The following is an 18,036-nucleotide window of genomic DNA, read 5'->3' on the forward strand; positions in this document are numbered from 1 at the left end:
TGACGCCGTTGTGGCACCACGGCGCTGGGCCCTGTGGCGCCAGAGTCCGCGGGTGATTGTGTACTGCCTCCTGACGGAGGCGACGGCGGCGGCCCTCACTTGGCGCCCCTACCCGGTCTCGGTGGACCGCCGCACGCTGCTGATCCTCGCGGTGCTGCTGGTCCTGGGCGTGGTCCAGTCGGAGATGGGCCGCCGGGTGGAGCGGATCCGCCGCCGGGTGTCGGGCACCCCGCACATCAACATGACGTCGGTCTGGACGTTCGCGGGCGTGCTGTTGCTGCCGCCGGTGCTGCTGGCGGTGCTGGTCTGCGGCCTCTACACGCACTTGGCGCTGCGCAGCTGGTACCGCCTGCAGCGCGTGCCGGCGTCGAGGACGGTGAGCAACGCGGCGATCATCCTGCTCTCCTGCTACGCGGCCCAGGCGGTCCTGCGGTTTTCGGGCGCCCCGGACGTCCGCGCGGCCCTCACCGGCAGCTGGGCGGGAACGTTCGCGATCGCGGGCGCGGGTGTGACGTTCTTCGTGGTCAACGCCCTGCTGGTGCTCCCGGCCCGCCGCGAGATCGGCCGTACCCCGGAGGCCCTGTTCGGCACCTGGGCGGACAACGGCCTGGAGGTGGCCACGCTCTGCCTGGGCGCGCTGAACGCGCTGGCCCTGGCCACGCTGCCGGGCCTGATGGTGCTGGTGTTCCCGCCGTTGCTGCTGTTGCACCGGACGGTGCTGGTGAAGCAGCTGGAAGTCGCGGCCCACCGAGACGAGAAAACGGGCCTCTACAACACGAGCGGCTGGCACGCACTGGCGGAGCGAACGCTGGCGATGTCGGCCCGCCAGCACTCGACGTTCGGTCTGCTGATGCTGGACCTGGACCACTTCAAGCAGGTGAACGACACGTACGGCCACCTGGCCGGCGACGCGGTGCTGAAGGCAGTGGCCCAGTCGATCATCTCGGCGGTCCGAGGCCGCGGCGACGCGGTGGGCCGCTTCGGCGGCGAAGAGTTCGTAGTGCTGCTGCCGGGAATCGCCCTGCCGGACATAGGCGCGGTGGCAGAGCGGATCCGCGGAACGATCAGCGCCCTGACGGTCCCGGTAGGACAGTTGTCGATCACCGGCCTGTCGACATCGATAGGCATAGCGGTCTACCCGACAGCGGGAACGGCGTTGCAGCGCCTGCTGGACGCGGCGGACACCGCGCTCTACCACGCAAAAGCAACGGGCCGGAACAAGGTGGTCCACGTAGCGGACCTGGTCTGAGGGTTCAGGCGGTCTTGTGCCGCCGCCCGGCATCAAGCCCCAGCATGGCAAGCAACTCAGCGCACTCATTAACATTCGAGGAGTGACAGGCCACGGTGATAACGGCCCGATCATTCTGCTCGGCCAGCCGTTCCGCCTCCTCAGCCCGCATAACCCCCATGCGGCTGTCTTCATCATTGGCGGTGGAGCTGCCACTGTGCCGGGCCCAGGTCATCTGGCCACCTACTTCCGGCCCCACGGGTGCAGAGCCATGGTCGGGCCATCAGCATGACACTCACACAAAATTCACCCACAAGTGGGGCCAATCACAAGCCCAAACCTGTGGTAGCCGGGCTGGCTTGGTTGGGCTGATCGGGCTGGCTGGGCTGGCTGGGCTGGCTGGGCTGGCTGGGCTGGGAGGTGCGGACCTGGCAGCAACGCACGGGGAGTCGGCTGGCCGAGTGCACAGGCGCAGCGCAGAGCAGAGGAAGGGAAGGAACCAGCACGGCTCGGCGGGAGCGCAGCGACCGAGCGCGGCCCCACGAGGGGGGCAAGGGGCGAAGCCCCAAAGGCAGGGTCCGGGGCGAAGCCCCCGGAGAAAGGGGCGAAGCCCCGACCAAGCAGGGGCAGGGGCGAAGCCCCGACCAAGCAGGGCCCAGGGGCGAAGCCCCGGAGCGGGGGTCCAGGGGGCGAAGCCCGCCTGGCGGGGGCTCGGGGGTCCGACCCCCGAACAAACACCCGAGAACGAAGAGAAGGCCCAGCCCCGAAGGGGCGTAGGCCTTCTCGAAGTGGAGGTGCCGGGAATTGAACCCGGGTCCTCTGGCGTATCAACAGGGCTTCTCCGTGCGCAGTCCGCTACGTCTCTGCTTGGCTCCCTCGGTCACGCGAACAAGCCGAGGTGACGAGCCCAGCCACTGTTTGCTTCACGACAGTTCCCCGTGGCCGGGACTGCCGCTGAGCCTCCTAGCTGATGCCGGTACCCGGGCCGGAGGCGAACCCGGGCCGACAGAGACGCACTCGCTTAGGCAGCGAGGGCGTACTCGCGCTGACTGGAGTCGGCGCTTATTTGGTTGCGATGACGCTTAACGGTGGTCTCTCGCCTGCACCGGCACGCTTCTCCTGAATCAACGTCCAAAGTCGAAACCGTTCACCCCCTTGGTGGGAACACAACCTGACCATCATACCTCGCCGCGCGACCGCTTTCCGTGGGGTAGGGCTGGCCCTACCGTGGGGATGCCCGCGCGCACCATGTCCTGAACTGGCGGAATGGTCGAACCTGGACTCCGGCAGAAGGGAGCCCGGTGATGGGTAGCGAGAGGCGTGATCCGCCGTTCGGTGGTTCGGTGGTGTTCCTGCTGATGAACCTGCCGCTGGGGGTGCTGGCGTTCGCGCTGCTGACGACGTTCACGGCGGCGGGGCTGGGGACGGCGGTCGTGTGGGTGGGGGTGGGCCTGCTCGCCGTGCTCGTGCTGGCGGTGCGGGGGGCCGCCAGGCTGGAGCGCGCGCGGGTCTACGCCCTGCTGGACCGGTATGTCGATCTGCCGTACCTGCCGTTGCCCGAGGGGCAGAAGGCGCGGTGGAAGGGCCGGCTGAAGGACCCGGCGACGTGGCGGGACATGGCGTACTTCTTCGTGCTGTTCCCGCTGGGCGTCGTCGAGTTCGTGCTGGTGACGACGTTCTGGTCGACGAGCCTGGCGCTGGCGGGGCTGCCGGTCTACTTCCGGTGGCTGCCGGACGGCGCGTACTACTTCCCGGCCTACGACGTGCGGTGGCTGACCGTGGATTCGACGGTGGAAGCGCTACCGTGGGCAGCGCTGGGGGTGTTGTTCATCGCGTTGTCGGTGGCGCTGACGAAGGCGCTGGCCGGGGTGCACGCCCGCGTGGCGAACGCGCTGCTGGGGACGACCGTGGCCCAGCGTCGTCGGATGGAGCGCTGGTGGGAAGACGCGGACGCGAAGAACCTGGTGGCGGGATGAGCGGCGAGCAGCTGCCGGAGCACCCGCGGCCGCACCCGGCTCGCACGATCGTGTACATGATCGTGAGCTTCGTCTTCCGGCTGGTGCAGTTCGTGCTGATCGTCACCGGGATCGCGGTCGGGGTCGGGACGGCGGTGGTGTGGGTCGGGTTCCCGATCCTGCTGGCGACGACGAGCTTCATCCGCTGGTCGGGTGACCGCGAGCGGGCGTGGCTGGGCGCGATGCTGCGGGTGCCGTTGCCGCCGGTGGAGCGGCGCCCGTACGACGGCCTGCCGTTGCTGCGCCGGTGGATGACGCGGCTGAGCGACCCGACGACGTGGCGTGACCTGGCGTACCTGATGGCGGCGTTCCCGCTGGCGTGCGCGGAGCTGGCGATCGCGATCGCGTCGATCGTGCTGCTGCCGATGGCGATCTGGGTGACGCCGTGGCTGGGCTGGCTGCACGGTGAGCTGGGTGTCGCGCTGCTGGGCCCGAACCGCACGAAACGGCTCGAGCAGAAGGCCGAGCGGCTGCAGGCTTCGCGGGCGCGGGGTGTCGACGCGGCGGAGGCGGAGCGGCGCCGCATCGAGCGTGACCTGCACGACGGCGCGCAGCAGCGGCTGGTCGCGGTCGCGATGAGCCTCGGGCGGGCGAAGTCGAAGTTCGACCAGGACCCGGAGGCGGTGCGGGAGCTGATCGACGAGGCGCACTCGGACGCCAAGCTCGCCGTGTCGGAGCTGCGTGACCTGGCGCGCGGGATCTACCCGGCGGTGCTCGGCGACCGCGGGCTGGACGCGGCGCTGTCGGCGCAGGCGGCGAAGTCGCCGATCCCGGTCGACGTGCGGGTGGACGTCGAGCCGCGCCCGCCGGCCGCGGTGGAGACGACGGCGTACTTCATCGTCGGCGAGACGCTGACGAACATCGCGAAGCACTCCGGAGCGTCCGAAGCAGCCGTCAAGGTGTGGCGGACCGACGACCACGTCGTCGTCGAGATCACCGACAACGGCCACGGCGGCGCCGAGGTGCGCCCCGGCGGCGGGCTGGCCGGCCTGGCCGACCGCGCCGCGACGATCGACGGTGTGATCACCGTGGTCAGCCCGGTGGGCGGGCCGACCGTAATCCGGGCTGACCTCCCCTGCCAATGGTGAATAAGCTGGCTCCCGTTCAACCACGAACCTGGGGGCCGGATGCGGGTAGTCATCGCCGAGGACGCCGTCCTGCTGCGGGCGGGGGTCACGCGCCTGCTCGCCGACGAGGGCATCGAGACGGCGGCGGCCGTCGACAACGGGGACGACCTCCTCGGCGCGGTGAAGGAACACCGCCCGGATCTGGCGATCGTCGACGTGCGGATGCCCCCGACGTTCACCGACGAGGGCCTGCGCGCGGCCTTGGCGGCCCGTAAGGAGATCCCGGGCCTGCCCGTGCTGGTGCTCTCGCAGTACGTCGAGGAGTCGTATGCGGTGGAACTGCTCTCCGGCGGCGCCGGCGGGGTCGGCTACCTGCTGAAGGAGCGCGTCGCGGACGTCGCGGAGTTCCTGGACGCGGTCCGCCGGGTGGCGGGCGGTGGCACGGCGATCGACCCGGACGTCATCGCCCAGCTGATGGCCCGCGGCCGCCGCAACCCGCTCGACGCGCTGACCGCCCGCGAGTCCGAGGTCCTCGGGCTGATGGCCCAAGGCCTTTCGAACACGGCGATCGCGAACTCGCTCGTCGTTTCGCACGGCGCGGTCGAAAAGCACATCGGCAACATCTTCTCGAAGCTCGGCCTCGAAGCGAGCGCTGAGGAACACCGCCGCGTCCGCGCGGTGCTGACCTACTTGGGGCGCTGAGGTTTCCGGGCCAGCAGGTACGCCTGAGGCGTTTTCTCCGGCTCCTGCGGCTCTCTGACCAACCGCGCTTCCAGCGCCAAACCGGCGTCCTCGAACAGGTCCGCGACGAAGTCCGGCGGCAAGCGGTACGCGTCCAGGGAAACCTCGTGGCCGTAGCCCTGGGAGACGTGGCGGCGTTCGTCGCCGACCTGGAACGCCGTCAGCAGGCGGCCCCCCGGGGCCAGGACCCGCGCCAGTTCCGCCACCACCGGACGCAGTTCCTCCGGCGGGGTGTGGATCAGCGAGTACCACGCCAGCGCACCCGCCAGGGTGCCGTCTTCCAGCGCCAGCGCGTGCAGCGAACCGACTTCGAAGCGTAGCGACGGGTGCGCCCGGCGGGCCGCGGCGACCATGCTCGGGGAAAGATCCACGCCGAACACGTCCAGCCCGAGCGACGCCAGGTGACCCGTCAGCCGGCCCGGCCCGCAGCCCAGGTCGCCGACCGGGCCCGCACCGCCCACCAGCTCGGCGAACGTGCCCAGTACGGCCCGGTCCCACGGGTTCGCGGCCAGCGCGTCCCGCTGCGTTTCGGCGTAGGCATCGGCGACGGTGTCGTACGCGGTCCGGGTGCTGGTCAGGTACGCGGGTTCGGTCACGAACCGGAACACTATCCACGGACGGTGACCGCAAGTCCCGTAGGGTGGACGTAGGGTCACCCGTTCCGCGGGCGGCACCTCGCACACCGCTCACCTACCATGGGCGGACCCGTCGGAAAGGAGCGCGCAGATGTCCGACGAAACCCGCTGCGTCCGCTTCTTCGGCGGCCCGCTCGACGGCCGCGTCCAGGAACTCGGCGACGCCGAACCCGTGCCCGGCACGGTGATCCGGCACATCCACCTGCACGGCGGCCCGAAGATCGAGACCCGCTACGAGCTCGGCCTCACCGAGGACGGCTGGGAGTACCGCGTCGCCGCGACGCGGCACGAACCCGAGCCGGACAACCTGAGGTAGGGAGAACCCCCGCATCGCCCGGGGGTGAACAGGACCCCGAAGACGCCGGTCAGCACCGCTGTTCCCGCAGGTCGGACCGACCAGGCTGAACAGCATGCAAACGAGCCGGGACCGCTTCCTCGACGTCGTCCGGGCGGGGGCCATCCTCGCCGTCATCGGCCAGCACTGGGTCATGCCGGTGCTGTCCTACTCCGATGGCCACCTCGCCACCGGGAACGCCCTCGCGACGCCGGGCTGGTGGGTCGTGACCTGGCTGTCCCAGGAGATGCCTCCTTAGTGTCACAAAAGCCGTGACCTGCGGAAAGGGCCCTTTAAGCACACACTAGCGGGCCCGTCGCACTACCGGAAGACGGACCCGCAAGGGCCCTCTCCCGGGAGCATGATCATGACGAAACCGAACACGGCCGAACCCCAGACCGAGCCGTGGCGAACCGAACTGCAGACGGCCGTCGCCGACGCCATCCGGCAGACCCTCGACCTCGGCTACGACCCCGCCCGCATCGCCGCCGAGCTCGACGAGCGCCTCCTCCTCGCCGGCGAACCGTGCCCCATCGAGTGCGCCTGCGGGCCGCGGACCGTGCCGTGGCCGCGCGAGCCGATCACCGTCACGTGCGAGACCTGCGGCGCCAAGCACGCGATCGCACCGCTCATGGACAACTACCGCAGCGCGAGCGCCCACGGCGAAAAGATGTTCCAGGCGATGCGCGGAAAGCAGGACCAGCTCGCCGAGATCCGCGCCGTGCTGGACGACTGGCGGGATCCCGACCAGGTGCTGGAGGACATCCGCGCCATCCTCGACCGCCCCTCCGAGCCGGTCATGTCGCGTGTCCGAAAGGGCCTCGGGCAGATCGCCGACGTGCTGGACACCACCCCGGCCGACGTCGCCGCCCAGCTGCGCGCCGTCACCAGCGCGACGCCGGAGACCGCGCAGTGAACGTCCGGCCGGTCGTCGACGCTGCGTCCGCGGTCCGCCGGACGCAGCGCCCCGACCCGCAGGACGTCGCCGCGCAGGTCGCACGGATCGTCACGCACTGCACCGTCGACGGCTCGCCGGACTGGGCCGAGCAGGCCGCCGCGAGACTGCCGCGTGAAGTTCTCGGGCAGCTCTTGACCGGCGCTCGGGCGCTCGTCGCGACGCTGGAAAAGATCTGCCTGTGCGCGGACTTCGGCGAATGCCGCGGCAACTGCCCGGCGTGCGCCGAGCTGAGCCCGTGGTCGGCGTGCCGCTCGGGCGTGGCTCGACCGGCGGGGTGGTGAGTGATGATCGAGCAGCTGCACACCCTGATCTCGCCGTGCTGGTGTCTCCCGGCCGCGCCGTGGGGCCCGGGCAGCCACGTCGACGAGGACGGCACCCAGCAGGTGTTTCCCGCCGAGCTGACCGACGAGTGGTTCGCGCGGACCGTCGAGGCCTACCACGCGCGCAACTCGGGCCACTGCCGCGAGCAGAACTCGTACTCGATCGCGATCGACCTCGGCTACGCCGGCCACGACCGGCGGAAGGTGTGGGACATCCGCGAGCGCTACGTCCGCAACCTCGGATCCGTCGGAGTGCAGCCGCCGCTGCCGGCTGCGCCGGTGCACACCCGGACGCCGTGCTCCGCGCCGGACTGCGACTGCGACTACGTGTGCGAGATCCGAGGTGTGCTGTGACCGCCATCGCCGAGCGAGCGATGACCAGCGACGTCACCCCGCACACCGCCCGCCGCATCGCCGTCCGCCCCGGCCAGCGCGAGTACTGGCGCTCGTCGTGGTGCCCGCACCTCGCGCTCGACCGCAACCAGGCCATCACCGCGATGACCGTCGCCGAGCTGCTCACGCCGCCGGCCGTCGGGCACCCCGGGTTGCTGAAGGCCTTGACCGACGAGCTCGGCGTGACCGTCGAGGAGGCGGTCGCCGCGGTCGACGCGCCGCCGCACGTCCTCGACACCCGGTTCCACACGCTGTCGCTGTCGTGCTGGTGCGAGCCGGTCTCGGCGATCGACGGGCACCGTAACCCAGACGGCAGCGAGCCGGAGTTCGCCGCGAGCGACACGGACACGGTCGACGGTGCCGGCCGCCTGCTCGAGGTGGTGCCGCGATGATCACGGACAGCCAGCTCGACTCCCACCTGCGTGGCATGTCCGAGCGCATGCAGACCACGCTCGACCAGCACGCCGACACCGAGGCCGGCTTGCGCGCGCTGCTCCGCCAGGCCGAGCACGCTACGACCATCGACGAGCAGGACCTGGTCGAGTCGGTGCCCGCGGTCGCGGCGCGGAAGCCGGTCAGCCGGCTCGCCATGTTCCGGGCCTGGTTCGTGGTGTTCGCCGCGCTCTCGCTCTACCTGGTCTGGGTGATCGGGGTCGAGTACCGGGTGCGGCTGCACGAGCCGGCGTTCGTGCTGCCGAACCTCGGCGTGCTGCTGGCCTGGTGGGGCGTGTTCGTCAAGACCTGCGTCGCCTGGTCCCGCGTGCGGGCGGAGGCGGTCCCGTGATCCCCGCACCAGCCGGCGCCGGAAGTGGGGTACCGAGTAACACGGCTCGTGATCGACACGACCCTGCGGGCATGAAGCCACGCACCGTCATCGCGATCGCCTGCGCCGTGGTCGCCGTCGTCGCGCTGATCTTCCTCAGCGTCACCGTGACCGCGACCGCAGCCGGTGGCCGGACCGTCTCGTGCGGGACCGGCTTCACGACCGACATGAGCCGCGCCGTCAGCGACTCGAACGTCAATTCGCTGGCCGGCAGCGACGCGAGCTATTCCGGGTTCCAGGCGGCGTGCGACAGCGCGCTGTCGGCGCGCCGCGGGTTCGGGTGGGGTGCGCTCGGCTTGGCCGTGCTCGTGGGCGCCGGCGCGTTGGCGGTCCGGCGGTCGGCGCCGGCCGGGCCGCCGCCGGCCGCGGCCGCGTAGCAGTCCGGGCCCGGTCCGAACGGGCCCGGACGGGCGAGGTTCCGCCGCGGGTTCGAGGCGGCGGGACCTCGTCGTATCCTGTGCTCGACGATGTGTGTTTATGTTCGTCGTGGACCGGTGAGGTGGCCGAGATGACCGACGATGATGCCTTGCCCGTCGGCAAGCGGATCAAGAAGTACCGCGAGCGCGCCGGCATGTCCCGCCCCGTACTCGCCGGTCTACTCGGCAAGTCCACCGAATGGCTCAAGGCCGTCGAGTCCCTCCGCCTCCAGACTCCACGACTCCCGATGCTGCTACGCATCGCGCAAGCACTCGAGCTCGACGACCTCGCCGATCTGACGGGCAACGGGCACGCCGTTCCGGTCACCGTCTATGCCGGCCAACGACACGCGGCCCTCTCCGCCGTACAGGCCGCGCTGACCGAGTACAGGATCTCGGCGTCGCCGTCGTCCATCTCCTTGCCGCACCTCGCCGAGCGGCTGCGCACAGCGTGGATGGTCCGGCACTCGTCGCCGGATCACCGGACGCAGCTCGGTGCTTTGCTCCCTGGCCTCATCAGCGACGCGCAAAACGCAGCGCGGGGGCTCACCGGCCCAGAGCGGCGCGAGGCGCGCCGGGTGCTCTCCGGCGTGTACCAGCTGGCCGACTTCTTCGTCGCCTACCAGCCGTCTCCCGAACTGGTCTGGATGGTCGCCGACCGCGCGTTGACCGAGGCACAGGAAGCCGACGACCCGTACGCGATCGCCGGCGGCGCGTGGGCGATGGTCCAGGCCCTGCGCGACGCGGGCCGCTGGGACGAAGCGGTTTCCCTGGCGACCGACGCGCAACACCAGCTGCTGCCCTACCTCGACCGTGCCCCGGTCGACTGGCGAGGCATGGCAGGCGCGCTCGACGCGGAGATCGCCTACGTGCACGCCCGGCGCGGACGCCACGGTGAGGCGTGGGCGCACTGGGAGGCTGCGCAGCGCGTGGCCGACGGGCTCGGCCCCGACTACCGCCATACACAGAGCTCGTTTTCCCAAAGCGTCATGCGCGCGCACGCGGTGACTCTCGGTGTCGAGCTCCGCCGGGTCGGCGAAGCACGACGAGCTGTCGAATCGCTGGATCCGGTCCTGATCCCCTCGTTGGCTCGGCGGAGCCGGCACCTGATCGAAGTCGCCCGGGTACACGCGCTCGAGGACGACCAAGCCGCGGTGCTGGCCACGCTCGACCGCGCGCAGCGCGTGGCCGGAGAGACGATCAGCTACAACGGCTTCGCCCGAGACATGATCGTCGACCTGCGCAACCGCCCACCGGCCGGCGAGCGGGCCGCGGTTCGGGACCTCAGCAACCGGGTGGGGTTGGTCGCCTAACGCTGATCGGGTGAGGGTACAAACCGTACCCGTCGCCCGTTTGCCCAGCTCTAGCGTCTGTGCAATGTCAGCAAGCGGCGAGCAACGGGGCAGGTCATGAGCTTGATGGGATGGCGAGACGAACATATTGCGGACGCGGAGTTGACCACCGGGAAGTTCGTGAAGGTCGTCACCGGGAAGACCCGCGACCCCCGAAACCCGGCCGGCGAAGTCGGCGCGCTCGGCATCCCCGGCGGCCCCACGCTCGTCCTGCGCAACGACGGCCGGATCAGCAACGGGCCGGAGATCATCAGCAACATGCGGCAGACGCTGGCCGAGCTGCTCGGCGACGAACGCCGAGGCGGCGTGTGATGACCGCCGACACCACGATCCGCACCCGCATCACTATCGCCGGCGCCGACTTCTACCCGCGGCGCGATGTCCGCGACGACGAGATCCACTGGTGCTACGGGCCCCGCTTGCGACCGGAGATCCCCAGCGCCCTCTACCTCTGCCAGGAGTTCGGCGGCGGCGGCGTGAACCTGAGGGACCTCACGGTCGAACTCGACGGCGGGACGCCGTGCCCGAACTGCAACCGCCGGGCGCCGCTGCCGACGACCGGGACCGGGGGCGCGCCGTGACCGCGCCGCCGATCGCCCCGTCGCGTGGCGAATGGATGGTCACCGCACCCGGCTCCGGGCAGCAGCTGCAGCACTACGTCCCACCCGGCGCGAAGACCTCGCGCTACATCGACGGCTACGCCTACGTCGCCCCGTGCACCGGGCACCCCCTGTGCATCCCGGCCGACGCCCGCTATCGCAGCGGGATGCCGTTCTGCCCGGCCTGCGTGAACCTCTCCCCCACTGCGTCCCGGCCCAAGCGTTGACCCTCCCGTCCGCTTGAGCCGGGCACGCCGCGCGATCTTTCGGCGGCTCGCGCGGCACGCCTGCCGGACTCGCCGCCCTCACGTCCTCCTTGGCGAGTCCGGCAGGTTCCAAGCTCCGCCCGCCCCACCGTCCCCCGACGGCGAAACCCATCCCTGTCCATTGGTCTGCAGGGTCGCCACGGGGCGGGCGGACCCCACCGTCCCGGCGCGCTCTCTGCCTCGAGCACGCCAGGATCCCGCAACCGCGGGCCGTTCGGTGGGCGGCATCCGCACACACCCTGCCGCCCACCGAACGGGAACACAAGAAAGGAGCCCACCCAGCATGAGGCCCAAACCCACCCTGCTGCGCTGGTGGATCGTCGACAGCGCGGACCCCGAAGACGGCGAGCCCCCCAAGCGCGACCCGGACGAGGACTGATCACCATGGCGTGGCGATACGAAACCGACGACGAGCTCGAGGACCGCGCAGCGCAAGGCCGCGCGGACGACGCCGCGGCGGAAGAGGAACCCGAGGACGACTAACTGCCTCACGCCGGCCGCGCCACACCCCGCCCACGCCAGGAACGGGTGTTATCCCCAGGGCAGCGGCGGCATCCCCCGCGCACCGATAACGGAAGTCGGTGCGCAGCACGGCCCCCGATCCAAGGGATCGGGGGCCGTGCCCATGTCCAGCGAAGCGGCGCCTCAGCCGGCGCTCCGGCGCGTCGCGACCGACGGCAGCAAAGACGCCGTCGCCGAGTCGCCGGACGCCTTGGCGACGAGGCCCTTGAGCGTGGCCAGCGCGGCCGCGAACGCGGCGCCGGTCAGCCAGCCCCGCCAGTCCGCCGGGATGACACCGGTCCAGCTGGCGACGAGCGTCCCGGCGAAGGCCTCGACGAACGTCGAGCCGACGCGCTCGGCCAGGTCCCGCACGAACACCCCGGCGCGGGTCAGGAACGTGGCCTCAGGCATCGGTCGCCTCCGTGATGTCCACGTAGTAGTCCTTGCCGAGCGCCAGCTGGTCGGCGATCCCGCCCTTGAGGCTCAGCGTCAGGTTCCCGGACGGGGTGTACCGGGCCCATTCCTCGTTCTCGGGTCCACCGACGGCGAGGAACTGCACCTGCACCTGCCGGTTCTCGCCGACGCCCGTCTCGATCTTCTGAGTCGGGCACATCTTCGCGCGCAGCGCCATGATCGTTCTCCTTTCCGTTGGGCTCGGCCGCCTCGGTCAGGCGGCCGGCTTCGTGCCGAGCCGGGACGCGATCCGGTCGACGATCGCGTCCGCCTGGGCCGTGTTGTCCTGCCCGACGACGTCGAGCACCGCCTCCTTGACGTCGACGAGGAACGCGTCGTTCGCCTTGGCGACGGCCTCCTCGACGTGCTTCGCGAGCTGTTCCTCGTCGACGTCCACACCGGTCGCGGCCTTCGCGACCATCGACAGGATCGGAGGCATCCGGTCGCCGTCCGGGCCGGTGATGTAGTTGCTGTAGAAGAACGTCGCGCCGTAGAGGTTCCCGGCCATCTCGTTCAGCGTCTTCATCTGCGTGGGCGCCTTGCCGGTGGTCGGGTCTTTCGGGCCGACCTCGATCGGCACGGGCTTCACCGCGTCGAGGATCGAGCGCAGCATCGTGTCCTGCTCGGGGGTCATGTCGTCGGTTCCTTCCGTGAGCAAGTGGTTGTTCGTGTAGGACTCGTCGAGGTCGACCAGCCCGGACGAGCCGGGCAGGAACCCGCCGCTCGTGTACTGGTGCACGTCGTAGCGGCCGACGTACCGGGCCGACCCGGCCGCCTCCGGGCGGGCGCCGTACCGGGCGATCACGATCACCAGGCCCGGCACGTCCCACTGGTCCGGCCGCAGCGCGGCCGCCCACGACGAGCTCATGTAGACGGCCGGCCGGAACCCGGCCGCCGCGACCCGGCGGCAGAACGCGATCGCGAAGGCCTTCGCCGCGGCGTCGGGCTTGAACGGCGCCTCGAGGTCCAGCATCGGGACGACCGTGGTGGCTCCGAGCCGCCGGACCTCGCCGAGCAGCACGTCGGCCTGCTGCTCCGGAGCGGGCGACGGCTGCGCGTAGTGGTAGCCGCCGACCGGAATGCCGCGCGACTTCGCGCCGGCCACGTGGGTGTCCGGCCGGTAGACCACCTTCCCGTCGGTCTTGGTGTACGGGGCGCCGCCGTCGGAGACCTTGACCCACGCGAAGGCGATGTCGCTCACCTGGTCCCAGCGGAGACCGCGCTGGTAGAACGGGTGGACGTCGGTACCTCGTGCCATCAGTTACCTCCGAGGGGTAGGGGCGGGTCGGTGCTCGGCGGTGGCTCCGAGCTGTTCCGGTCGATGCAGGCCTTGCCCGAGTAGGTCTTGCCGTCCTTGCCGGTGATGACCGCGTCGACGAGTTCGTAGCCGTCCGGGCACGTCGGGCCCGGCTGACCGCGTTCACCAGTCGCGCCGCGGCATTGGCTGGGCTCGGCGAGGCACGGCGGCGAGTCGCCCTTTTCGCCCTTCGGCCCGCGGCATGGCTCGTCCGGCTGCCCGCAGTACGAGGCGACAAGCGCCTTGTAGTCCGGGGTCGGCGCGTCGCGGCCATCGTGCGGCGTCGGGATCTTCGCGACGACCGCGTCGACGATTAGGTCGAAATTCGGGCTCGCGCCTTCGGGCCCACGGCACGGATGCTCCGGCGCCGCGCAGAACTCGACGACGGCCGTCTTGGCCGCCTGGCGCAGCTGCGCCGGCGTCACCGACGCCTGGGCGATCGGTGTCTGCCCCTGCACCTCAGCGGCCTTGACGCACGCGCCGTTCGGGCCGAGCTCGGCGGCCGCGGCTCCGCCCTTCGCGCACACGTCGGTCACCAACTCGCCGAGCGACTTCGCCTGCGTCTGCACGGCGGCCGCGTCCTGCTTGATGACGATCGGGCTGATCGTCGACCAGGCCGCCGCGGCGAGCGCGACCACGGACAGGATGAACGCGACGATCGCGGTCCGGCTACGCATCTACGTCACCGCCCTTACGCCGCTTGAGCTTCGCGAGGTCCTCCTCGGCCTTGCGTCTCTTGGCGGTCTCCTCGTCGAGCAGCTTGCGTTCGGAGTGCAGCTGTTTCGCGAGCGCGTCCGCGCGGCGCTCGGCCCGGATCCACAAGCGCTGCAGGACGATGAGGACGATGAGGAACAACGTCGACGGACCAGCGGACGGAAGCAGGGAAGCGAAGTCACCCACCGTCACCCCTTTCGTGCTTTGTGGACGGTCATCAGATGTTCGTTCCGACGCTGCCGGTGTCGGTCCCGCAGTCCTCGATCAGGAGCTCCGTCGGCCAGCCCGCGTCCGCGTACGTCCCGGATGTGCCGGCGCCGGTGACGATGTAGACCGACAGCAGCACCGAGAACGCGAGGTCCGACCCGGGGGTGAAGAACCCGATGTTCTCGTACGGCACCACCACACTGGTCGCCAATGTGCCGATCGCGATGTCCTTCAGGATCGCGTTCGACCCCGTCGGTGTTGAGCCGTCGGTGGTGTAGGTGATCAGGGAGCGGACCCGGCCGGTGTTCGTGCTGAAGATGCCGCCCTTCACCGTCACCCGGTACAGCCGCCCGGACTTCACCGCGATGTCGTCGAGGCGGCACACGCCCTGCGATGTTCCGACGGTCGTCGCGGTCGTGGTCGTCGACGACGTAGTGCGGCGGTGCCGGGCGACGAGCGCGGTTTCGAGCGTATTGAGCTTGTCCGCTGTGAGCTTCTCACCGGCCAAAATGGACACGAGATCTCCTCCCTTCTACCAGCCTGCTCGGGGAGCGCGTGCGAGCTCGACGGTGGTACCGAACGTTTGGGCCTTGACGATGCTGTTGACCGAGCGCGTGATCGTGAACTTCTGGACGCCGCCGAAGACGAGGTCGTCGACGTACCAGATCTGCGCCGCGGCCGGAGTCCCGGTCAGCAGCGGCGCCGCCCGCATCTGCGCCGCACCCGCGGGCGCGGTGTAGGTGCTGCTGTATTGGGTCCACGTTGCGGCGCTGCCGGACTGGAAGGCCGATTGCGTCGAAATGTAGACCCCTGCGGCGGTATAGAAGTTGATCGACAGCGAGAACTTGCTGGTGTGCGACGAGGTGAACCACGCCCACCCCGACAGCGTGATCGGCGCGCCCTCGACACACGGGATCGCCTCCGACAGCCACGCGCTCGTGACCGATACCCCGTCCGGCACGAACCGGCCGGAGAACGTGCCGGAGTGCTTCTGCGTCGAGGACTGCGTTCCGGTGCCGCCGCCGAACGTCCACGGCGACACCCCGGTCTCGAATCCCGGGTTGGCGAGCAGCGCGTTGGAGATCGCGGTCACCGACATTTCTTCGCCGCCGACCATGAGCGGGATCGGCATCTGCGCCGGGTCCGTCGTCCACACAGGACCGTCGGTGGTGGCGACGTACATGATCGTGGCGTTGTTGGTGATGTCCGCGGCGATCGCCGAGATGCCGTCCGCGCGGGCGTCCGTGCTGTCGGCCACGCCGATCGTCCATGCCGACCCTGGCGTGCAGTTGAACACGATGTCCCACTCGAAGTTCCCGAGGGTTTCGGTGTAGCCCTGCACGAGCAGGTCGATGTTCTCCGGCGGCAGCCAGGCCGGCGGGTTCGAGATCTGGATCCGGTCCCCGATGTCCACCGGCTTGAGCGTGCTGATGAGCGAGCCGTTCTTCCGCGCGAGATTGACGTGCACCTTCGGGAAGCGGGCCTCGTCGATCGTGCCGAGGTGCCGGCGCCACCCGGCCTGGTCGCCGAGCTGAGTGTCGGCGGCCATGTTGATCGTGAGGCCTTCGTCGTAGCGGCCGACGCCGTCGGGTGGGGCGAGGACTGACAGCGGCCCGGTTTCTTCGATGGCGCGGAAAGAGCTGCCGTCCTTGCGGGTGACGGTGACGTCGTTGCGGAGCGCTTCGTCGTCCTCGGTGGGTTCGGGCGGGGATCCGAGGTCGGTGTGGTAGTTGAGGACGACGGGAGTCTGGTTGTAGAAGGATTCCCGTGCGCGGTAGTGGATCGCGGGAAAGTCGCGGCGTTCGCCGAGCGCGCCGAGGTCGGCGTCGGCGGCTTCCTTGACAAGGTCAAAATAGCCGGAGAGGCCTTGCACGCCGAGCTCTTCGGAGAGGGCGCCGCCGCCCTTGGCGGTCGCGGCCTGTCCGTTTTCGGCGGACAGCCGCAGTACTCGGTCGGTGGTCGCTTCGCCTTTCCACCCGGCGAGTGTCGAGCCGATGATGTCGTAGATCGCGTTGGTGTTCCGGTCGATCACCGCTGCGTGGCCCATCGCGGTGTCGCCGAGCTGGCCGCCGATGCCGACCGCCATCGACGTGGCGTGCCCGAACGTGTATCCGGCCAGGGTCAAGCTGGCGACGTTGAGAACCCCCGACGCGACGTCGTAGCGCATCGTCTGCCACTCGATGTCCGGGCCGCGCTGCTGCAGCCAGATGCCGACCAGGGCAGGTTTTCCGTTGACGGCGTACGCCGCGTTTGCCGACAGGTAGACGTCGTTATGTGCGCTGTCGCGCATCCGGATCCGCATCGAGCCATCGGGGTTGAGCTCGAGGATCGCTTCCCCGAGCGTCCCGGAGGTTCGGATGTTCAGCACCTGAACGGAGGTCGCCACGCCGGCGACCGGGACGGACAGCAGCGACCAGATCCGGAGTTCGCCGGTGTCCTCTCCGCCGGGGACGCCTCCTTCGAACCAGCCGTTGTTCATCTTCGGCAGCGCGGCGGAGCAGGCGAAGTCGGTGTTGGCGGCGAATTCGGCCTTGCTGACGTTCGTGTACGCGCCGAGCGGTGCGCCGCCGATGCCGGAGGCGACTTGCTGGGAGTCGCGGGCGTCCTCGCAGGGGTAGTAGGCGATGACGCGTGCCTGGGAATCGGCGGTCATCGAGCGGAACATCGGCGACCGGAGTGGCGCCTGGCCCTGGCCGAGGCGGCGCAGCGGGCCCGATACCTCGATGGGAACCCACACATCTCTGCCGGTCACGTCCCAGCGGGGAGGCCACGCCGACACTTCGCCCGCGAATCGTGTGGAGTCGTTGGAGAACTCGGCGTTCCCGTTGATCGTCCATACGAGGCCGGTGCCGTCAGTGATCGACCTGACGCCGGTGTCGTAGGCCGTGAAGTCGGGGTTGGCGACGACCGTGCCGCCGATGCCGTTGCGCAGCTCGAACTTGTGGACGTCTCCGGCGAGGTGGTTCGACGCCGAGGAGATCATGCCGCCGCCGATGACGAGGTCCGCGCTGCTGTTGAACAGCGAGGTGGTGCCCGCGGTGACGACCGGTGCGCCGAGCTGGGTCCAGCTGCCACCGATGGAGGACGAGGTGTAGAAGGTGACCGTGTTCCCGCTGGCGCCGTTGTTGACGTCGAGGACCGCGCGGACGGCCAGGCGGCCGGTGCCCTCGGGCACGGCGACCGTCGACTTGGCCGACAGCTGTGTGGAGATCGTGCCGTCGGTGGACCAGAAGAACAGGAGGTAGCCGCCGACGGCGAGGAGCAGGTCCCAGGAGCGCTGATCGGCGGCGACGCTGGTCCATTTCGTTGCGATCGCCTTATTGAGAGCGGGGCGCCAGGTGGTCGGGGTGATCTCGGCGCGGATGTCGATGTCGCCGGTGATGTCGACGACGGCCGCGTCCGGTGTGGACGCCGTGCCGGACGGTGCGCCGGGCAGCACCAGGGCCGACGCCGTCTTCGTCCCCTGCCGGACGCGTAGCTTCGTGTTCCGGCCGATCTTCCCGTACAGCGACGACCGCGGGTTTCGCGGCGAGTACTTCCCGAGCCGGTTGTTCAGCTGCAGTGTGCACGTGGTGAAGGCGTCGGACTCCTCGTTTTCGCGGCCGCGCTTGATCTCGATCATGCCGCGCCGGTACACGTCCGAGGTGATGTTCGACCAGGCGCCGTCGACGAACAGCTCGACGCTGAGGTCCAACGGGGTCTGCGGGAACGCCATCG

Annotated in this window: 24 protein-coding genes, 1 other RNA gene and 1 pseudogene; 16 read left to right on the forward strand and 10 right to left on the reverse strand. The window is 70.1% G+C overall.

Annotated elements, in window-relative coordinates; genetic code table 11:
* The first annotated feature begins 10 nt into the window (after nucleotides 1-10).
* On the forward strand, nucleotides 11-1,249 hold the full coding sequence (locus ACYVLJ_RS31020) for a GGDEF domain-containing protein (RefSeq protein WP_460441333.1): 1,239 nt from the start codon (nucleotides 11-13) through the stop codon (nucleotides 1,247-1,249).
* A gap of 4 nt (nucleotides 1,250-1,253) precedes the next feature.
* Here the strand turns inward: ACYVLJ_RS31020 and ACYVLJ_RS31025 are convergent, their stop codons facing one another.
* Nucleotides 1,254-1,463 (reverse strand): hypothetical protein, encoded by a 210-nt coding sequence (locus tag ACYVLJ_RS31025; protein WP_451982193.1) that lies wholly within the window; start codon nucleotides 1,461-1,463, stop codon nucleotides 1,254-1,256.
* Between the two features lie 551 nt (nucleotides 1,464-2,014).
* Nucleotides 2,015-2,383, reverse strand: a transfer-messenger RNA (tmRNA) gene (ssrA, locus tag ACYVLJ_RS31030).
* Nucleotides 2,384-2,532: 149 nt separating this feature from the next.
* Between ssrA and ACYVLJ_RS31035 the strand changes: the two genes are divergently transcribed.
* From ACYVLJ_RS31035 to ACYVLJ_RS31045, 3 genes are read left to right on the forward strand one after another with little or no spacing between them, the layout of a single operon-like run.
* Entirely contained in the window at nucleotides 2,533-3,204 is a 672-nt protein-coding gene (locus tag ACYVLJ_RS31035) for a sensor domain-containing protein (protein WP_460441334.1), read from the forward strand.
* The gene (locus tag ACYVLJ_RS31040) at nucleotides 3,201-4,331 is read left to right on the forward strand and encodes a sensor histidine kinase (RefSeq protein WP_451982199.1); all 1,131 of its coding nucleotides are present in this window, start codon (nucleotides 3,201-3,203) and stop codon (nucleotides 4,329-4,331) included. The genes ACYVLJ_RS31035 and ACYVLJ_RS31040 overlap by 4 nt, the downstream gene beginning before the upstream one ends.
* A 39-nt stretch (nucleotides 4,332-4,370) precedes the next feature.
* Nucleotides 4,371-5,012, forward strand: a complete 642-nt coding sequence (locus ACYVLJ_RS31045; protein WP_451982202.1) for a response regulator transcription factor — start codon at nucleotides 4,371-4,373, stop codon at nucleotides 5,010-5,012.
* Here ACYVLJ_RS31045 and ACYVLJ_RS31050 read toward each other — a convergent pair.
* On the reverse strand, nucleotides 4,997-5,647 hold the full coding sequence (locus ACYVLJ_RS31050; protein WP_460441335.1) for a class I SAM-dependent DNA methyltransferase: 651 nt from the start codon (nucleotides 5,645-5,647) through the stop codon (nucleotides 4,997-4,999). The genes ACYVLJ_RS31045 and ACYVLJ_RS31050 overlap by 16 nt on opposite strands.
* A gap of 130 nt (nucleotides 5,648-5,777) precedes the next feature.
* Between ACYVLJ_RS31050 and ACYVLJ_RS31055 the strand changes: the two genes are divergently transcribed.
* The 12 genes and pseudogenes from ACYVLJ_RS31055 (at nucleotide 5,778) to ACYVLJ_RS31110 (ending at nucleotide 11,108) form a co-directional block, all read left to right on the forward strand.
* Nucleotides 5,778-6,002, forward strand: a complete 225-nt coding sequence (locus ACYVLJ_RS31055; protein WP_451982208.1) for a hypothetical protein — start codon at nucleotides 5,778-5,780, stop codon at nucleotides 6,000-6,002.
* Between the two features lie 94 nt (nucleotides 6,003-6,096).
* Nucleotides 6,097-6,273 (forward strand): annotated as a pseudogene (locus ACYVLJ_RS31060) (acyltransferase family protein); the annotation flags it as partial.
* A 114-nt stretch (nucleotides 6,274-6,387) separates the two neighbouring features.
* Entirely contained in the window at nucleotides 6,388-6,936 is a 549-nt protein-coding gene (locus ACYVLJ_RS31065; RefSeq protein ID WP_460441336.1) for a hypothetical protein, read from the forward strand.
* Entirely contained in the window at nucleotides 6,933-7,259 is a 327-nt protein-coding gene (locus ACYVLJ_RS31070; protein ID WP_460441337.1) for a hypothetical protein, read from the forward strand. Before ACYVLJ_RS31065 ends, ACYVLJ_RS31070 begins: the two co-directional genes overlap by 4 nt.
* 3 nt (nucleotides 7,260-7,262) lie before the next feature.
* Nucleotides 7,263-7,652, forward strand: coding sequence for a hypothetical protein (locus ACYVLJ_RS31075; protein WP_460441338.1), 390 nt, complete (start codon nucleotides 7,263-7,265; stop codon nucleotides 7,650-7,652).
* Entirely contained in the window at nucleotides 7,649-8,083 is a 435-nt protein-coding gene (locus ACYVLJ_RS31080; protein ID WP_460441339.1) for a hypothetical protein, read from the forward strand. The genes ACYVLJ_RS31075 and ACYVLJ_RS31080 overlap by 4 nt, the downstream gene beginning before the upstream one ends.
* Nucleotides 8,080-8,475: a hypothetical protein gene (locus ACYVLJ_RS31085; protein WP_460441340.1), complete on the forward strand. Its 396-nt coding sequence runs from the start codon at nucleotides 8,080-8,082 to the stop codon at nucleotides 8,473-8,475. The genes ACYVLJ_RS31080 and ACYVLJ_RS31085 overlap by 4 nt, the downstream gene beginning before the upstream one ends.
* Before the next feature lie 71 nt (nucleotides 8,476-8,546).
* Complete coding sequence (locus tag ACYVLJ_RS31090) at nucleotides 8,547-8,891, forward strand: hypothetical protein (RefSeq protein WP_460441341.1); 345 nt, start codon at nucleotides 8,547-8,549, stop codon at nucleotides 8,889-8,891.
* Nucleotides 8,892-9,022: 131 nt separating this feature from the next.
* Nucleotides 9,023-10,243, forward strand: coding sequence for a helix-turn-helix domain-containing protein (locus ACYVLJ_RS31095; RefSeq protein ID WP_460441342.1), 1,221 nt, complete (start codon nucleotides 9,023-9,025; stop codon nucleotides 10,241-10,243).
* A gap of 96 nt (nucleotides 10,244-10,339) precedes the next feature.
* Nucleotides 10,340-10,594, forward strand: coding sequence for a hypothetical protein (locus ACYVLJ_RS31100; protein WP_460441343.1), 255 nt, complete (start codon nucleotides 10,340-10,342; stop codon nucleotides 10,592-10,594).
* Entirely contained in the window at nucleotides 10,594-10,863 is a 270-nt protein-coding gene (locus ACYVLJ_RS31105) for a hypothetical protein (protein WP_460441344.1), read from the forward strand. Before ACYVLJ_RS31100 ends, ACYVLJ_RS31105 begins: the two co-directional genes overlap by 1 nt.
* Nucleotides 10,864-10,898: 35 nt before the next feature.
* Nucleotides 10,899-11,108 (forward strand): hypothetical protein, encoded by a 210-nt coding sequence (locus tag ACYVLJ_RS31110; protein ID WP_460441345.1) that lies wholly within the window; start codon nucleotides 10,899-10,901, stop codon nucleotides 11,106-11,108.
* Between the two features lie 684 nt (nucleotides 11,109-11,792).
* Here the strand turns inward: ACYVLJ_RS31110 and ACYVLJ_RS31115 are convergent.
* Genes ACYVLJ_RS31115 through ACYVLJ_RS31145 form a run of 7 tightly spaced genes read right to left on the reverse strand, consistent with a single transcriptional unit; the run spans nucleotide 11,793 to nucleotide 18,034 of the window.
* On the reverse strand, nucleotides 11,793-12,059 hold the full coding sequence (locus ACYVLJ_RS31115; protein ID WP_460441346.1) for a holin: 267 nt from the start codon (nucleotides 12,057-12,059) through the stop codon (nucleotides 11,793-11,795).
* Complete coding sequence (locus tag ACYVLJ_RS31120) at nucleotides 12,052-12,279, reverse strand: hypothetical protein (RefSeq protein ID WP_460441347.1); 228 nt, start codon at nucleotides 12,277-12,279, stop codon at nucleotides 12,052-12,054. Before ACYVLJ_RS31120 ends, ACYVLJ_RS31115 begins: the two co-directional genes overlap by 8 nt.
* Before the next feature lie 36 nt (nucleotides 12,280-12,315).
* The gene (locus ACYVLJ_RS31125) at nucleotides 12,316-13,359 is read right to left on the reverse strand and encodes a glycoside hydrolase family 25 protein (RefSeq protein WP_460441348.1); all 1,044 of its coding nucleotides are present in this window, start codon (nucleotides 13,357-13,359) and stop codon (nucleotides 12,316-12,318) included.
* Entirely contained in the window at nucleotides 13,359-14,075 is a 717-nt protein-coding gene (locus tag ACYVLJ_RS31130) for a hypothetical protein (RefSeq protein ID WP_460441349.1), read from the reverse strand. Before ACYVLJ_RS31130 ends, ACYVLJ_RS31125 begins: the two co-directional genes overlap by 1 nt.
* Nucleotides 14,068-14,298: a hypothetical protein gene (locus tag ACYVLJ_RS31135; protein WP_460441350.1), complete on the reverse strand. Its 231-nt coding sequence runs from the start codon at nucleotides 14,296-14,298 to the stop codon at nucleotides 14,068-14,070. Before ACYVLJ_RS31135 ends, ACYVLJ_RS31130 begins: the two co-directional genes overlap by 8 nt.
* 31 nt (nucleotides 14,299-14,329) lie before the next feature.
* Entirely contained in the window at nucleotides 14,330-14,836 is a 507-nt protein-coding gene (locus ACYVLJ_RS31140; RefSeq protein ID WP_460441351.1) for a hypothetical protein, read from the reverse strand.
* 15 nt (nucleotides 14,837-14,851) lie between these two features.
* On the reverse strand, nucleotides 14,852-18,034 hold the full coding sequence (locus ACYVLJ_RS31145; protein ID WP_460441352.1) for a carbohydrate binding domain-containing protein: 3,183 nt from the start codon (nucleotides 18,032-18,034) through the stop codon (nucleotides 14,852-14,854).
* Between the last annotated feature and the right edge of the window lie 2 nt (nucleotides 18,035-18,036).

This window comes from Amycolatopsis stemonae (assembly GCF_054781455.1).

What these genes read in the sequence shown, in the direction of transcription:
- ACYVLJ_RS31025 (WP_451982193.1), bottom strand. Translation starts at nt 1,463, where the DNA reads ATGACCTGGGCCCGGCACAGTGGCAGCTCCACCGCCAATGATGAAGAC.
- ACYVLJ_RS31035 (WP_460441334.1), top strand. Translation starts at nt 2,533, where the DNA reads ATGGGTAGCGAGAGGCGTGATCCGCCGTTCGGTGGTTCGGTGGTGTTC.
- ACYVLJ_RS31040 (WP_451982199.1), top strand. Translation starts at nt 3,201, where the DNA reads ATGAGCGGCGAGCAGCTGCCGGAGCACCCGCGGCCGCACCCGGCTCGC.
- ACYVLJ_RS31045 (WP_451982202.1), top strand. Translation starts at nt 4,371, where the DNA reads ATGCGGGTAGTCATCGCCGAGGACGCCGTCCTGCTGCGGGCGGGGGTC.
- ACYVLJ_RS31055 (WP_451982208.1), top strand. Translation starts at nt 5,778, where the DNA reads ATGTCCGACGAAACCCGCTGCGTCCGCTTCTTCGGCGGCCCGCTCGAC.
- ACYVLJ_RS31065 (WP_460441336.1), top strand. Translation starts at nt 6,388, where the DNA reads ATGACGAAACCGAACACGGCCGAACCCCAGACCGAGCCGTGGCGAACC.
- ACYVLJ_RS31075 (WP_460441338.1), top strand. Translation starts at nt 7,263, where the DNA reads ATGATCGAGCAGCTGCACACCCTGATCTCGCCGTGCTGGTGTCTCCCG.
- ACYVLJ_RS31085 (WP_460441340.1), top strand. Translation starts at nt 8,080, where the DNA reads ATGATCACGGACAGCCAGCTCGACTCCCACCTGCGTGGCATGTCCGAG.
- ACYVLJ_RS31090 (WP_460441341.1), top strand. Translation starts at nt 8,547, where the DNA reads ATGAAGCCACGCACCGTCATCGCGATCGCCTGCGCCGTGGTCGCCGTC.
- ACYVLJ_RS31095 (WP_460441342.1), top strand. Translation starts at nt 9,023, where the DNA reads ATGACCGACGATGATGCCTTGCCCGTCGGCAAGCGGATCAAGAAGTAC.
- ACYVLJ_RS31100 (WP_460441343.1), top strand. Translation starts at nt 10,340, where the DNA reads ATGAGCTTGATGGGATGGCGAGACGAACATATTGCGGACGCGGAGTTG.
- ACYVLJ_RS31105 (WP_460441344.1), top strand. Translation starts at nt 10,594, where the DNA reads ATGACCGCCGACACCACGATCCGCACCCGCATCACTATCGCCGGCGCC.
- ACYVLJ_RS31110 (WP_460441345.1), top strand. Translation starts at nt 10,899, where the DNA reads ATGGTCACCGCACCCGGCTCCGGGCAGCAGCTGCAGCACTACGTCCCA.
- ACYVLJ_RS31115 (WP_460441346.1), bottom strand. Translation starts at nt 12,059, where the DNA reads ATGCCTGAGGCCACGTTCCTGACCCGCGCCGGGGTGTTCGTGCGGGAC.
- ACYVLJ_RS31120 (WP_460441347.1), bottom strand. Translation starts at nt 12,279, where the DNA reads ATGGCGCTGCGCGCGAAGATGTGCCCGACTCAGAAGATCGAGACGGGC.
- ACYVLJ_RS31125 (WP_460441348.1), bottom strand. Translation starts at nt 13,359, where the DNA reads ATGGCACGAGGTACCGACGTCCACCCGTTCTACCAGCGCGGTCTCCGC.
- ACYVLJ_RS31130 (WP_460441349.1), bottom strand. Translation starts at nt 14,075, where the DNA reads ATGCGTAGCCGGACCGCGATCGTCGCGTTCATCCTGTCCGTGGTCGCG.
- ACYVLJ_RS31145 (WP_460441352.1), bottom strand. Translation starts at nt 18,034, where the DNA reads ATGGCGTTCCCGCAGACCCCGTTGGACCTCAGCGTCGAGCTGTTCGTC.